Below are 14,284 nucleotides of genomic sequence, written 5' to 3' on the forward strand. Positions count from 1 at the left end.
CTTGTGATGATCTTCTTGTGAGAAGCCAGTGAGAGACGTAGGAGATCTGTCGGTGACGGATGGCTTCGCGAGTCCGGCCACCGCGGTGACGGCCACGCTGCCGGGCGTCGTCGCTCGGGTCACCGCGCTCGCCGACCGGCTCGGCGTGCCGCACGCGGAGGTCTTCCACACCGGCCGCCTGTCGGTGGCCTCCGGCGTCCCCGAGCCCGTGGTCAAGTCCCTGCTCAGCGGCCGCCCCGCGGGCGAACCCGACGTACAGGCCCGTTTCCTCCAGCGACTGGACCTGCTGCGCCGCACCCGGCTCAAGCCCAACGGCCGCAAGTACACCCAGCAGGAGATCGCCGACGGCGCCTTCATGTCACGGCAGCAGGCGGGTGCCCTCATCAACGGCGACCGGCGTCCCACCATGGAGCACTGCGACGCCATCCAGCGCTTCTTTCGGGTGCACGCCGGTTTCCTGACGGCCGAGGACCCCGAGGCGCTCGCCGGGGCCCTGCAACGCACGGAACAGGAGCTTCTGCAGAAGCTGGCCGACCGTGAGAAGGAGGCGACGGCCGCGGCGGGCGATCCGCTGGAGCGGCTGTTGCAGGACCACGGCGTCCGCGGGATCGCCTGGCGGGCCGCGCAGCTGCCCACCGACCAGCACCGCGACAAGGTCGCCGAATGGCTGGACATGCTCCTGGAGAGCGTCAAACGGCCCGAGTCGTGAGCCGGGGGATAACTGTGGGCATCGGTAGGGAAATGCGCCGCCTGTGCGGCGAGCTGGTGGCGGAACTGACCCTCCCCGCACCGGCGCGTCCGGCGGACCTGTACACCGAACTCTGCGAGGCGATGAGCCGGCGCCGCGGCCGCCCGGTCCACTTCCGTACGGCCGCGTTCCCGCCCGACACCGCGAGCGGGCTGTGGCTCGACATGGCCGACCAGGACCTCGTCGTCGTGGAGGAACGCACCGCTCCCGGGCACCAGTTGGTCATCCTCGGCCACGAGCTGTGGCACATGAAGGCCGGGCACTGCAGTCACCATGTCGAGGGCGCCGCGGTCGCGGCCCGCATGCTCAGCGACGACGCCGACCTGCGGGCCACGGTGTTGAAGGTCGCCGCCCGCAGCCGCTTCGACCAGGCCGACGAGAAGGAGGCCGAACGCTTCGGCCTGCTCCTCGCCAGCAAGTGCCTCACCTGGCTCGACGGTTCGCCGGCCAGGGGACCGGTACAGCGCGACCGCCTCGCGGGCCGTATCGAGGCGTCGCTCGGCTACCTCGGTCCGCAGGGCTGACCGGCACCGCCGCCGGTCAGGTCGCGCTGCGTTCGCTCGCCTCGCGCATGTCGCGTTCGGTGGCACGGCTGAGCGGCATGCCGGGCCGTCCCTCGCACAGCAGCTCGCGCCAGTGCTCACGGCTCCAGTCCGCCGGAGCCGTGGTCGCGGTGAACTCCTCGACCAGGGAGACGAACCGTCCCGGGTCGGCGTGGAACGGAAAGTGTCCCGCCCCCTCGAAGATCTCCAGCCGGCTCCCCGGCATCGCCTCGTGCGCGCCGAACGCGTGCCGCACCGGCACCACACTGTCCCGGTCGCCCCACAGCAGCATCGTCGGCATGCCCTCGGTCAGATAGCACCGGTCGAGCATGGTCACCACCTGCCCCCGCCAGTCGACCACCGCGCGCAGCGTGCGGATGAAGGCGTTGCGCGAGGTCTCGTCCGGCAGCGCGTCCACGAGGTTCAGCAGGTCGGGGGCGTCCTGCCCGAGATCGGTGTCGAGCAGCTTCATCAGCCCCACGGCGAGCCCCACTTGCCACCGCATCCCCGGCAGCTGCAACGACGACAGCACCAGATGGGCCCCGGGCAGCGACACCATCCGCAGCACGGGATTCACCTCGCGTCCCACGCCGCCCGCGCTGACCAGGATGAGCCGCTCGGTGCGCTCGGGGAACTGATAGGCGAACTGCATGGCCACACCGCCGCCCAGCGAGTGCCCGACCAGAGTCGCCGACTCGACGCCGAGGGTGGTCAGCAGATCCCGCACCCCGTTGGCGTACGCGGCCACCGAGTAGTCGGCGCGCGGTTTGTCCGAGGCGCCGTGGCCGAGCAGGTCGGGGGCGATGACGGTGTGGGTGCGGGCGAGGTCGGGGATCAGCTCGCGCCAGGTGGCGGAGGAGTCCCCGATGCCGTGGATGAGGACCAGCGCGGGCCCCTCGCCGGCCATCCGGAAGGCACGTCGGTAGCCGTGCACGGTCCGGTACTGCAACTCGAGTTCACCGTCGCCCACCGAGCGCAGCCGTACGGTGCGCGCCGGGCGCCGGTGCGGGACGTCGACCACGCACGTGCCTCCCCGTTCCCTGGGCCGCCTAGCAGCGGCCGAAAGCCCTTGTCTCCAGCGTAGGACGCCTTTCCCACCGGGGATTTCGCCGAGGTTTCGCCTCCGCTAAGCGGGCGAACCGGGGAGTGGGCGGGCCTCATTGTCAGTGGTGGGCGGCAAGCTGGAGTTGCACCCCCTTGTACGGGTGCGTGACCGATGAGCCGACTTGGGGAGAGCCGACCGATGCACACCGCCGTACTGACCGACCGCGAGCGCACCGCCGTCCAGGCCTACCTGCGGCTCCTGCACACCGTGCGCGCCGCCTTCGACGGTCCGCCGGACGCGCCGCGGCCACCGGTCGTGCCGCCCGCCGTGCTCGCGGAGGCGGAGCAGGCGCTGGCGGACGCGGGCCTCGTGGGCAACGAGGAGGAGTTCTTCCGGCTTCTGCAGAGCTGGTTCCCACGTCCGTGAGGCCCGGCTCAGGCGTGCGGCACCACCACGGCCGTCGCGACCAGCCCGCGATTGACGGTCCAGCGGCCCTCGAAGCGGCCCAGCCGCCGGCCGCCCACCGTCGGTCCGGGCACGAGGAGTTCGGCGCTGAGGCCGCCGCCGAGTCCTTCGCCGGGGTGGGCGAAGAGCTCGATGTCGGCCTCGGTGAAGTCGAGCCACCTCCCGGTCAGCGGGAACCACGCCTTGTAGACGGACTCCTTGGCGCTGAACAGCAGCCGGTCCCAGTGGATGTCGGGCCGCTCCCCGGTCAGCCTGCGCAGCCGGTCCGCCTCGGCGGGCAGGGAGGTGTAGGCCAGGACCCCGTCGGGGAGCGGCTCGTGGGGCTCGGCGTCGATGCCGAGGGAGGCCAGGTCGGCGGCGCGGACCAGGGCGGCGGCGCGGTAGCCGTCGCAGTGGGTCATGCTGCCGGCCAGTCCGGCGGGCCACCGCGGGGCGCCGCCGGCGCCGGGCAGGACGGGCTGGGGCGGGACGCCGAGCTTGTCCATGGCCCGGCGGGCGCAGGAGCGTACCGCGGCGAACTCGCGTCGGCGTTTGTCCGCCGCCCGCGCCACGACCGCCGCTTCCTCGGGGTACAGCGGCGCGGTCTCGTCGTCACCGTACGTCTCCACGGCCACCACCGTGTCCGGCAGCAGCTCCTCGATCACGGGGCCCGACCTCCCTGGGCAGGATGCGGCGCAGCCGTCCCGGCGGGTCGGGGCGCTCGCGCCACTCCCGGGGGTATCCGACCGACACCTCTTCGAAGCGGACACCGTCGTGCCAGGTGGTCCGCGGGATGTGCAGATGACCGTAGACCATGGTCTCGACGCGGAACCTGCGGTGCCAGTCCGCGGTGAGCTCCGTGCCGCACCACATGGCGAACTCGGGGTACCAGAGCACCTCGGTCGGGTGCCGGTCCAGCGGGTAGTGGTTGACGAGCACGGTGGGCAGGTCGTCGGGCAGCTCGGCGAGCCGGCGGGCGGTCGCCTCGACCCGGGCCCGGCACCACGCCTCGCGGCTCGGGTAGGGGTCGGGGTGCAGCAGGCGCTCGTCGTTGCAGACGATGCCGGTGCCGTACGCGTACTCCAGCCCCTCCTCCTTCGTCGCGCAGCCCGCGGGCAGGAAGGAGTAGTCGTACAGCAGGAAGAGCGGGGCGACGGCGACCGGGCCGCCGGGGCCCTCCCAGACCGGATAGGGGTCCTCGGGGGTGACGACGCCGAGGTCGCGGCAGAGGGCGACGAGGTGTTCGTAGCGCTCGACACCGCGCAGAGTGACCTCGTCGTCGGGGTGGGTCCACAGTTCGTGGTTGCCCGGGACCCAGACGACCTTGCGGAAGCGGCCGGCGAGCGTCTCGAGGGTCCAGCGGATGGCGGACACGGTCTCGGCGACGTCACCGGCCACCAGGAGCCAGTCCTCGTCCGTCCCGGGGCGCATCTCCTCGACGAGGGCGCGGTTCTCCGGGTAGCCGACATGCAGGTCACTGATGGCCAGCAGCTGTCCGGAACCACCGGCCCTCGACGTCACCTCTGGCCTCCTCCGAGCACACGAATGGGACCACGACAGCACATTCACGGCGCCCGGACAAGCGGCCCGGCCCGGCCCGGAGAGGGATCGATCAAGATCGAATAATCCGTAACACGCGCGTTGCACGCCGGGCCCTCCGGAAGCCGTATGATCGCCCCAACACCACCGCCATGAACTTCCCTTCGCGCAGGGCGGTTTGGTGACCCTCCTCACACCCTGGCCGGGTTCGGCCTGCTTCGCCGTGCCCGAAAACCCCGAAAGGCGGCCTGCATGATCTCTCGCGTACGCGTCTGGCTCAACCGCACGTACGCGGAGAACGTGTTTTTCATGGATCAGCTGCGCCGAAATCCCTGTGATCGCGCCGTCAAGATCCATGCGACGCACGGCGACGCGGACTCCCCCGTACTGGCCGCCGCCGACACCGCCGAGCTGGAGCCGGAGGGCCTGTCCCCCGCCGCGTACGTCGAGTACGCGCTCGACCAGTGCACCCGCCGCGGCATCGACGTCTTCGTGCCCCGGCTTCACCAGTCGGCGATCGTGGCGCACCGCGCGGACTTCGCGGCCGCCGGTACGGCACTGCTCGCGCCTCCGCCGGAGGCCGTGGCCGTCTTCCACGACAAGGTGATCGCGTACGAGGCCGTGCAGGCCATCGGGGTGCCCGTGCCGCCGTGGTACCGGGTGCGGACCGCGGAGGAACTCGTCGTCGCCGTCGAGAAGTTGGAGGCGGACGGGTACAAGGCGTGCTTCAAGCCGGCGTCCGGTGCGGGCGGGGTGGGCTTCCGTGTGATCACGCGCGCCCCCTTCTCGCTCGATCACCTCAACGGCTTTCCCAGCCCGTACGTACCGCTGGACACGGTCGTGGAGGCGCTGACGCAGGCCGACAAGCCGGTGGACTGGCTGGTCATGCCGCGTCTGGAGCAGCCGGAGGTCTCGGTCGACTGTCTCACGGGGACCGACAACCGGATCCGGCTGGCGGTGGGGCGCACCAAGAACGGGCGCCGTCGTGGGTTCACGCTGCACGAGCAGTGGCTGGAGCCGGCGCGGATGATCGCGGAGGGGTTCGGTCTGCACTACCTGTCCAACATCCAGTTCCGGATGTTCGGTGACACGCCGGTGCTGATGGATGTCAACACGCGGCCCGCGGGCGGGTTGCACCAGCTGTCGCTGTGCGGGGTCAACGCACCTTGGGCCGCTGTGCAGTTGGCGCTGGGCGAGGACCCGGGAGAGATGACTCCGCCGTTCCTGGGGCAGGACTACACGGTGGTGTCGGGGCCGCGACAGCTTCGGCCCGTGGCCATTCCGCATCAGAGGGCGGAGGTTTCCGAACCTCTTCCCGTGCCGGCGCCTGCGGAGGCACAGACGGTTGCCGTCGACTCCGTCTCGGCCGCGGGTCAGGTACTGCCGCTGTAGCCTGTCGGCCGAGTGCGGGCCTGTCGCGGCTTGTCGCGCCCACGCGGCGGAGCCGCACATCGATACAGCCCCGCGCCCCTTGAGCATCTCCACTCACCGGTATGGACCAATTCCCTCCCTCACCCTTGACAGGCGGATTGGTCCATACCAACTTGTGTTGCGCACTTCGCTGTACTCCCGAACACCCCCATTTCTTCAGGGAGATCACGTGCGTACTCCTCTTCTACGGCGTTCCAGACGTCTCTTCGCTCTCCTGGGTACCGCGGCTCTCGCGCTGGCCGGGGCGGTCGCCCTTCCCGGTACGGCCCAAGCGGCCAATGTTCTGACCAATCCCGGATTCGAGTCGGGGGCCCTGAGCCCCTGGTCCTGCACCGGGAATCTCGGGTCGGTCGTCTCCTCCCCCGTGCGCGCCGGCTCCAAGGCGCTTGCGGGTGCGGTGAGTTCGAGTGACATCGCCAAGTGCAGCCAGACCGTCGCCGTGCGGCCGAACACCGCGTACACGTTGAGCGGCTGGGTGCGCGGCAGTTACGTCTACCTCGGTGTGGACGGCGGTTCCTCCACGTGGACCTCGTCGCCGTCGGCGTACAGCCAGCTCAGTGTGTCCTTCACGACCGGTGCCTCGCAGACGAGCGCCACCGTCTACACCCACGGGTGGTACGCGCAGGGCACCTACTACGCCGATGACATCAACCTCGACGGCCCCGGCGGCGGTTCGGACACGCAGGCGCCGACCGCGCCGGCGAGTCTGCGGTCCACCGGGAAGACGTCGTCGAGCGTGTCGCTGGCGTGGAACGCGTCGACGGACAACGTGGGTGTCACGGCGTACGACATCTACAGCGGGTCGAACCAGGTGCTCAGCGTCTCCGGTACGAGCGCCACCGTCAGCGGGCTCTCCGGCAGCACCGCCTACACGTTCACCGTGCGGGCGCGGGACGCGGCCGGGAACTCCTCGGCGGCCTCCAACGCCGTGAGCGTCACGACGGACGCGGGCGGCGGGGGCGGTACCGGGTTCAAGCAGGCCGCGCCCTACCTCTACCTCGGCTGGGGTGATCCGCCGAGCGCCACCTCGGTGATGAGCTCGACCGGGATCAAGTGGTACACGATGGCGTTCATCCTGTCCTCCGGCGGCTGCAACCCGGCCTGGGACGGCAGCAGGCCGCTGACCGGCGGCAACGACCAGAGCGTCATCAACTCCATCCGTTCCGCGGGCGGCGACATCGTGCCGTCGATCGGCGGCTGGAGCGGCAACAAGCTCGGGCCGAACTGCTCCACCGCCGAGGCGCTGGCCGGCGCCTACCAGAAGGTGATCGACGCCTACGGGCTCAAGGCGATCGACGTCGACATCGAGAACACCGACGAATTCGAGAACGCGACTGTGCAGGACCGGATCCTGAACGCCCTGAAGATCGTCAAGGCGAACAACCCGGGGCTGCGGACCGTCCTGACCTTCGGGACGTCGACGACCGGTCCCACCTACTGGGGCAACCGGCTCATCGAGCAGGCCAAGGCGCTGAACGCCGGCATCGACGTGTTCACGATCATGCCGTTCGACTTCGGCGGCGGCGCCGACATGTACGGCAACACCGTGAGCGCGACGGAGGGACTGAAGACCAAGCTGAAGTCCACCTTCGGCTGGGACGACGCGACCGCCTACGCCCACATCGGCATCTCCGGCATGAACGGGCTCTCCGACCAGCAGGAGCTCACCTCCACCGCCACCTGGACCTCGATCAGGGACTGGGCGAACTCCCACCACATCGCGCGGCTCGCGTTCTGGTCGGTCAACCGTGACCGGCCGTGCCCGGGCGGCGGCGTGGTCAGCAACTGCTCCGGCATCAGCCAGAGCAACTGGCAGTTCACCTCGATCACGGCCGGCTTCACCGGCTGAGCGGACTGACCGGCTGCCCCCACGCCTGCGCCGACTCGGCCAGGCGTGGGGGCAGTTCGACGACAGCCTCGGCCTCGCGGGCCGGGGAACCGTCGTCCCGTGGCGTCGTCAGAACCGTCCCGCGCCTCGGTACAGCTCCAGTTCCCCGTCCAGTTCGACCGCGAGCACCGTGGCGTGCGGGTCGAGGTCGGCCTCGGCGGGCGGGTCGATCCACAGCACGCCGACGGCCTCGTGCAGTCCGCCGACGACACGGTGGGCGAGTTCGGTGCCGCTGCCGAGGACGGTGACCTTGCGGACCGGGGTGGCCAGGCCGCGGACGCCGATCTCGGCGCGGGGGATGTCGAACAGGGTGAGGTAGAGCGTACGGCCGTCGGCGGAGAGGGTGCTGGGGCCGTAGTGGTGCCCGGCCGGCAGCCCGCGCACCGTGCCGTACACCGCCTCCGCGTGTTTCGCGATCCACTCCCCCAGCCCTTCGAGGCGCTCCACCTGCGGCTGCGGGATGGTGCCGTCCTCCATCGGGCCGACGTCGAGCAGCAGGTTGCCGCCCCCGCCGATGGTCTCGGTGAAGTAGCGGACCAGCTGAGAGAGCGACTTGTGGTTGTGGTCCTGGTGCTGGTAGCCCCACGAGTCGTTGATGGTGAGGCACAACTCCCAGGGACCGCTGGGCGGTTCGATGGGGGCGCCCTGCTCGGGGGTGGCGTAGTCGCCCTCGCTGAGCATGCGGGCGTTGAAGACGACGTCGGGGTTGTAGGAGCGGATGAGCGCGGCGAGTTCGGGGATACGCCACTGCTCCTCGCTGCGGTCCCACTCGCCGTCGAACCACATCAGGTCCGGCCGGTGGCGGGAGGCCAGCTCCCGGATCTGGCCGTCCCGGTAGGCGATGAACCTCTCCCAGGCCGCCAGGTCCTCGTCCTCGGCCGCGCACTCGGAGTAGCGGTTGTCCTCCTGCTCCGGTGGGCGGCCCGGCTTGCGGGTGCTGGCGTAGTCGGGGTGGTTCCAGTCGGAGTGCGAGTAGTAGAAGCCGACCTTGAGGTCCTTCTCGCGCAGCGCCTCGGCGTAGGGGCCGATGTAGTCCTTGCCGAGGTTGAGGTCGCCGAACTCCGTGTCCCACAGGGCCACTCCGTCATGGTGACGGGTCGTCAGAACGGCGTACCGGGCGCCGGCGCGGGCGAACAGGTCGGCCCACTCGCGAGGGTCGTACTTGGCGCCGGTGAAGCGCTCCAGCTGGGACATGTACCGGTCGTGCGGGACGATGTCGTCGTAGAACGACCAGGACTCCTGGACGCCGTCGACGGCGTAGATGCCCCAGTGGACGAAGATCCCCAACTTGGCGTCGGTGAACCAGGGTTGTATGGGCATGGGTCAGCTCACCTCGGCACGCTTCAGTCGCAGGGTGAGGATCTGGAAGGGGCGCAGCGTCACGGGGACCGTGCCGTCGACGGCCGCCTCGTCCTCGGTCAGCGGGCGCTCCAGCAGGTCGGTCACCTTTGCTCCGGCGAGCGGGAAGCCGGTGCGCAGGACGCCCTGGGCGCGGCCACCGCGGGACTCGTAGAGCCGTACCACCACATCGCCCGAGGTGTCGTCGGCGAGCTTGACCGCCTCGACGGTGATGCCCTCACCGTCGACGGAGACGACCGGCTCCGGCTCGCCCGCCGAATCGGCCACGCGCAGGGGCAGGTTGAGGGCGTACCCCTCGGCGACCGCGTCCTCGATGCTCGCGCCGGGCAGCAGGGAATAGGTGAAGCGGTGCTTGCCCTGGTCGGCCTCCGGGTCCGGGACACGCGGGGCGCGCACCAGGCTCAGGCTGACCTTGGTCGTCGTACCGCCGTCCTCGCGGACCGTGCGGGAGACGTCGTGGCCGTAGGTCGAGTCGTTGATGACCGCGACGCCGTAGCCGGGCTCCCCAACGTGCACCCAGCGGTGGCCGGAGACCTCGAAGCGGGCCGCCTCCCAGCTGGTGTTGGTGTGGGTGGGGCGCTGGATGTGGCCGAACTGGATCTCCGCGGAGGAGTGCGGGGCGCGGATGTCGATCGGGAAGCCCGCCTTGAGGATCTTCTCGGCCTCGTGCCAGTCGATCTCGGTCTCGAAGTCGATGCGGGGGCTGCCGGCGCGGACGGTGATCGTCTGGGTGATCTTCGAGCCCTTGCCGAAGGTGCGGGTGACGCGGATCGCCCCGAGCAGCGGGTCCTGCTCGACGACCGTCACCGCGTCCGCCTCCAGCAGGTCGGTGAAGCGGTTCTTGTAGTGCTTGTCGATGTCCCAGGCGTCCCAGTAGTTCGGGAGGTCTGTGTGCAGTCGGAGGAGGTTGCCCTGCTCGGCGAGAACTTCACGCTTCGCCCGAAGATCGTATACAGACGACAGTGTTCCGTCTTCTGCCACCTGTACGCGGACGAGACCGTTGTCGAGGACGCTGCCCTCGACCGTCACCGGGTGCGCGGGTTCGGCGGCGAGGGGCGCGCTGCCGCTCGCGGGCACCGTCACAAACGTCGGTGCGCCCGAGCCGTCCCGGACCACGTCCGTGCGGTCGTACGGGCTCGTATTGAAGACCCGTGCCCCGCCGCCGCCCAGGGCCGCGACCGCCTCCGCCGTCAGCTCCTCCAGCTCCACGGCCACCCGCGCGTATTCCGCCTCCGCCTCACGATGCACCCAGGCGATCGACGAGCCCGGCAGGATGTCGTGGAACTGGTGCAGCAGGACCGTCTTCCAGAGGCGGTCGAGCTTCTCGTAGGGGTAGGCGTAGCCCGGCGCATGCAGGGCGGCCGTCGTCGCCCACAACTCGGCCTCGCGGAGCTTGTGTTCGCTGCGGCGGTTGCCCTGCTTGGTGCGGGCCTGGGAGGTGTAGGTGGCGCGGTGGAGCTCGAGGTAGAGCTCGCCGTTCCAGACGGGGGCGTCCTCGTACTCGGCGCGGGCCTTGGCGAAGAACTCGTCGGGGTGCTCGACGACGACCTTGGGCGAGCCCTCCAGGTCGGCGAGGCGCCGGGCGCGTTCCATGATCTCGCGGGTGGGGCCGCCACCGCCGTCTCCCCAGCCGAAGGGGGCCAGGGAGCGTGAACCGGCGCCCTTCTCGGAGTAGTTGCGGACCGCGCGGTCCATCTCCTCGCCGCTGAAGCGGGCGTTGTAGGTGTCGACCGGCGGGAAGTGGGTGAAGATGCGGGTGCCGTCGATGCCCTCCCACCAGAAGGTGTGGTGGGGGAACTTGTTGGTCTGGTTCCAGGAGATCTTCTGGGTGAGGAACCACTCGTTGCCGGCGAGCTTCGCGAGCTGCGGGTAGGCGGCGTTGTAGCCGAAGGAGTCCGGCAGCCAGACGCCCTTGGTCTCGATGCCGAAGTGCTCGATGAAGAACCGCTTGCCGTGGATGAGCTGGCGGGCGATGGCCTCGCCGCCGGGCAGGTTGCCGTCGGACTCGACCCACATGCCGCCGACCGGGGCCCACTGGCCCTTCTTCACGGACTCCTGGATGCGGGCCCACACGTGCGGGTAGTTGTCGCGCACCCACTCGTACTGCTGGGCCTGCGAGCAGGCGAAGATGAAGTCGTCGTACTCGTCGGCCAAGGACGTGACGTTGGAGAAGGTGCGGGACGTCTTGCGCTTGGTCTCGCGGATGGGCCACAGCCAGGCCGAGTCGATGTGCGCGTGGCCGACGCCGGAGATGGTGTGGGCGCTGGCGTGGGCGGGCTTGGCCAGGACCGGGGCCAGCACCTCGCGGACCGCCGCCGCGCTGCCGGAGATGTCGTCCAGGTCGAGAACATCCATGGCCCGGTCCAGGGCGTGCATGATCTCGTGGCGGCGCGGCTCGTGATCACCGAGGTGGACCATGACGCCGAGCAGCACCTGGAGGTCGAGGTCGAGGTGCCAGACCTCCTCGTCGAGGACGGCGATGTCGGCGCGCTGGAATGTATACAGTGGACGGTCGCCTGCCGTCAGTACATCGCCGAGCAGTGTCGGGGCCGCGAAATTGTTCGCCAGGATGTCGGGGTTGGACGCCGCCTCGACCAGGTAGTCGATCTGCTCCCCGCCCGTCGCCGGGTTGGCGATCGGCACGTACTGGTTGAGCGGGTTGACCGCCTTCAGGGGACGGCCGTCGGGCAGGTGGACCAGCGCCTCGGCCTGGTTGCCGGGCCAGTCGCCCACGAAGCCCAGGTCGATGACCGCCTCGACGCGCTTCCCGGCGAACTCGGCGGGCACCTCGCCCCGCATCCGGAACCAGGTGGTGCCCCAGGGCGGACCCCACGGGGTGTCCATCGCGAAGGGCGCGTACCGGGCCGCCGCGGCTTCCTCGAAGGAGACCGGCTCCCCCGGCGCCTGCCAGGCCTCGACCTCGAAGGGGACGGTGGCCGCGTAGATCGCGGGCTTGATGCGCTGGTTGTGGAGGCGCTCTACGCGTTCCTCGATCCGGCGGCGTTCGTCGTGCATGAGAGGTCTCCAGGAAGGGAGCGAGCGGGTGGAAGCGGAGGGCGCGGGCCGGGCGGGGCACCACGAGGGGAAAGCGCTTTCCCCTCGTGTGCTCACTTAAGGTACGCCAGGCCCGGATGGACCTCGGTGTAGCCCTCGACCAGCCGACGGGCGACGTTCACGGAGTCGACGAGCGGGTGCAGCGCGAACGCCTTCACCGCCGTCGTACGGGAGCCGGACTCGGCGGCGGCCAGCACCTCGCGCTCGACCGCCTTGACCGAGCAGACCAGGCCGCTCGCGTGGTCGGGCAGCGGGGCGACGGCGACCGGGTGGGCGCCATTGGCGTCGACGAGGCACGGGACCTCGATCACGGCATCGTTGTCGAGCACCGAGAGAGTGCCCTGGTTGCGGACGTTCAGGATCAGGGTGGTGCGCTCGTCGCGGGCGATGGCCCGCATCAGGGCGAGGGCGACCTTCTCGTAGCCGCCGGACAGGTCGTCGGCGTCGCGCTCACCGGCGCCGGCGCTCTCGCGGTTCTCGGACATGTAGGTGGCCTCGCGCTCGGCGCGGGTGCGGTCCCAGGCGGTGAGGGCGGCCGCGTCCGGGCGGCGCATCTCCTCGTAGAAGGCGGCCTGCTGGTCGGCGAGGAAGGCGCCGCGGGTCTTCTCGGCCTGCTGGTAGGCGCGGACGGTCTCGCGGTTGAAGTAGTAGTAGTGCAGGTATTCGTTGGGGATCGCGCCGAGCGACTGGAGCCAGTCCACGCCGAAGAGCTTGCCCTCCTCGAAGGAGCCGAGGAGTCCGGGGTCGGCGAGCAGCCGCGGGAGTTCGTCGCGGCCGGCGACCCGCAGACCGCGGACCCAGCCGAGGTGGTTGAGGCCGACGTAGTCGATCCACGCCTCGTTCGGGTTCGCGCCGAGCACCTGGGCGATACGGCGGCCGAGGCCGACCGGTGAGTCACAGATGCCGATGACGCGGTTGCCGAGGTGGCGGGACATGGCCTCGGTGACCAGACCTGCCGGGTTGGTGAAGTTGATGACCCAGGCGTCCGGGGCGAGCCGGGCGACCCGCTGGGCGATGTCGACGGCGACGGGGACCGTGCGCAGACCGTAGGCGATACCGCCGGCGCCGACCGTCTCCTGGCCGAGGACGCCCTCGGCGAGGGCCACCCGCTCGTCGTCGGCGCGGCCCTCCAGGCCGCCGACACGGATCGCGGAGAAGATGAAGTCGGCGCCCCGGAGTGCCTCGTCGAGGTCGGTGGTCGCGGTGACGGTGGGGGCGTCGTCGACGGTCGACGCCTGTTCGGCCAGTACCCGGGCGACTGCATACAGTCGGCTGTCGTCCAGATCATGCAGAACGACTTCCGTGACCCGCCCCTCGGCGCGGTCCGTCAAAAGCGCCCCGTACACGAGCGGCACGCGGAATCCGCCGCCGCCCAGAATCGTCAGCTTCACACTTGAACCTTTCCTGCCACGACCACCTCGACGCCCGCCTCCTCCAGGGAGGCCCGCGTCGCCGCGTTCACCGGCGCGTTCGTCACCACCACGTCCAGGTCCTCGGGACCGCAGACCTTCGCCATCCCCGTGCCCGGGAACTTCGCCGTGTCGGCGAGCAGCACGATCCTCTCGCTCGCCTTGATCATGGCGCGCTTGACCGGCACCTCGACGACCGTCGTGTCCATCACCTGCCCACCGGGGCGCACTCCGCTGGTGCCGAGGAAGAGCCAGTCGGCGTGCAGCTGGCGGAGGTTGTCCTCGGTGAGGAAGCCGACCAGGGAGCGGTACTCGCGGCGGACCATGCCGCCGAGCAGGACCAGCTCGATGCCCTCGTCGTCGGCGAGTTCCTCGTAGACCACCAGGTTGCTGGTGATCACGGTGAGACGGCGGCCGTGCAGCTGGCGGGCCAGGCGGTAGGCGGTGGTGCCGATGTCGAGCAGCACCGACTGACCGTCCTCGATCAGCCCCGCCGCATGCGCGGCTATGACGTCCTTCTCGGCCACGCGCACCTCGGCGACCTCGGCGAAGGGCTGGTCGCCCTCCTCGGCGCGGGCACCGCCGTGGACGCGGGTGAGCAGCCCGTCATCCTCGAGTTTGACCAGGTCACGCCTGATCGTGGCGGGGCTCACACCCAGCTGCTCGGAGAGGTCGGTCACGGCCGCGGGACCGCCGGAGCGCAGGGCCCGCAGGATGAGTTGATGTCGTCGTTCTGCCAGCACGACGTGAACAGTACTCGTCATTGCCAATCATTTCCATGCTCACTTCTGCTCAGGTATTGACCAATGTCGCGGAGCGGCGCAC

Annotated in this window: 12 protein-coding genes; 5 read left to right on the top strand and 7 right to left on the bottom strand. The window is 70.2% G+C overall.

All coding sequences use genetic code 11. The annotated features are described in order from the left end of the window. Window positions 1-52 precede the first annotated feature (52 nt). Together ACIOHP_RS42500 and ACIOHP_RS42505 are read left to right on the top strand one after the other, a co-directional pair. Complete coding sequence (locus tag ACIOHP_RS42500) at window positions 53-709, top strand: helix-turn-helix transcriptional regulator (protein WP_361494374.1); 657 nt, start codon at window positions 53-55, stop codon at window positions 707-709. A 32-nt stretch (window positions 710-741) separates the two neighbouring features. Continuing rightward, window positions 742-1,272: a toxin-antitoxin system, toxin component gene (locus tag ACIOHP_RS42505; RefSeq protein WP_361543506.1), complete on the top strand. Its 531-nt coding sequence runs from the start codon at window positions 742-744 to the stop codon at window positions 1,270-1,272. Window positions 1,273-1,288: 16 nt separating this feature from the next. Here ACIOHP_RS42505 and ACIOHP_RS42510 read toward each other — a convergent pair whose 3' ends face one another. After that, window positions 1,289-2,311 (bottom strand): alpha/beta fold hydrolase, encoded by a 1,023-nt coding sequence (locus ACIOHP_RS42510; protein WP_401895982.1) that lies wholly within the window; start codon window positions 2,309-2,311, stop codon window positions 1,289-1,291. A 222-nt stretch (window positions 2,312-2,533) separates the two neighbouring features. Between ACIOHP_RS42510 and ACIOHP_RS42515 the strand changes: the two genes are divergently transcribed. Then, entirely contained in the window at window positions 2,534-2,761 is a 228-nt protein-coding gene (locus ACIOHP_RS42515) for a hypothetical protein (protein WP_266885729.1), read from the top strand. A gap of 8 nt (window positions 2,762-2,769) precedes the next feature. Here the strand turns inward: ACIOHP_RS42515 and ACIOHP_RS42520 are convergent, their stop codons facing one another. Both ACIOHP_RS42520 and ACIOHP_RS42525 read right to left on the bottom strand, forming a co-directional pair. Next, window positions 2,770-3,444 (bottom strand): 4'-phosphopantetheinyl transferase, encoded by a 675-nt coding sequence (locus ACIOHP_RS42520; RefSeq protein ID WP_401895984.1) that lies wholly within the window; start codon window positions 3,442-3,444, stop codon window positions 2,770-2,772. Continuing rightward, entirely contained in the window at window positions 3,392-4,300 is a 909-nt protein-coding gene (locus tag ACIOHP_RS42525) for a metallophosphoesterase family protein (RefSeq protein WP_401895987.1), read from the bottom strand. Before ACIOHP_RS42525 ends, ACIOHP_RS42520 begins: the two co-directional genes overlap by 53 nt. Before the next feature lie 270 nt (window positions 4,301-4,570). Here ACIOHP_RS42525 and ACIOHP_RS42530 point away from each other — a divergent pair, with 270 nt between their 5' ends. Both ACIOHP_RS42530 and ACIOHP_RS42535 read left to right on the top strand, forming a co-directional pair. Next, on the top strand, window positions 4,571-5,710 hold the full coding sequence (locus tag ACIOHP_RS42530; protein ID WP_361543521.1) for an ATP-grasp domain-containing protein: 1,140 nt from the start codon (window positions 4,571-4,573) through the stop codon (window positions 5,708-5,710). A gap of 208 nt (window positions 5,711-5,918) precedes the next feature. Further along, on the top strand, window positions 5,919-7,598 hold the full coding sequence (locus tag ACIOHP_RS42535) for a carbohydrate binding domain-containing protein (RefSeq protein ID WP_401895989.1): 1,680 nt from the start codon (window positions 5,919-5,921) through the stop codon (window positions 7,596-7,598). Window positions 7,599-7,706: 108 nt separating this feature from the next. Here ACIOHP_RS42535 and ACIOHP_RS42540 read toward each other — a convergent pair whose 3' ends face one another. The 4 genes from ACIOHP_RS42540 to ACIOHP_RS42555 form a co-directional block, all read right to left on the bottom strand. Beyond that, window positions 7,707-8,957: an alpha-L-fucosidase gene (locus ACIOHP_RS42540; RefSeq protein WP_401895991.1), complete on the bottom strand. Its 1,251-nt coding sequence runs from the start codon at window positions 8,955-8,957 to the stop codon at window positions 7,707-7,709. A 3-nt stretch (window positions 8,958-8,960) separates the two neighbouring features. Continuing rightward, window positions 8,961-12,011: an alpha-mannosidase gene (locus tag ACIOHP_RS42545; protein ID WP_401895992.1), complete on the bottom strand. Its 3,051-nt coding sequence runs from the start codon at window positions 12,009-12,011 to the stop codon at window positions 8,961-8,963. 92 nt (window positions 12,012-12,103) lie between these two features. Beyond that, window positions 12,104-13,441 carry a 6-phospho-beta-glucosidase gene (locus tag ACIOHP_RS42550; RefSeq protein WP_401895993.1) on the bottom strand — a complete coding sequence of 446 codons (1,338 nt, stop codon included), beginning with the start codon at window positions 13,439-13,441 and terminating at the stop codon, window positions 12,104-12,106. After that, window positions 13,438-14,202 (bottom strand): DeoR/GlpR family DNA-binding transcription regulator, encoded by a 765-nt coding sequence (locus ACIOHP_RS42555; protein WP_361543536.1) that lies wholly within the window; start codon window positions 14,200-14,202, stop codon window positions 13,438-13,440. The genes ACIOHP_RS42550 and ACIOHP_RS42555 overlap by 4 nt, the downstream gene beginning before the upstream one ends. Window positions 14,203-14,284: the final 82 nt, after the last annotated feature.

The sequence above is a fragment of the Streptomyces sp. NPDC087859 genome (genome assembly GCF_044742595.1).
GTDB lineage: Bacteria > Actinomycetota > Actinomycetes > Streptomycetales > Streptomycetaceae > Streptomyces > Streptomyces canus_F.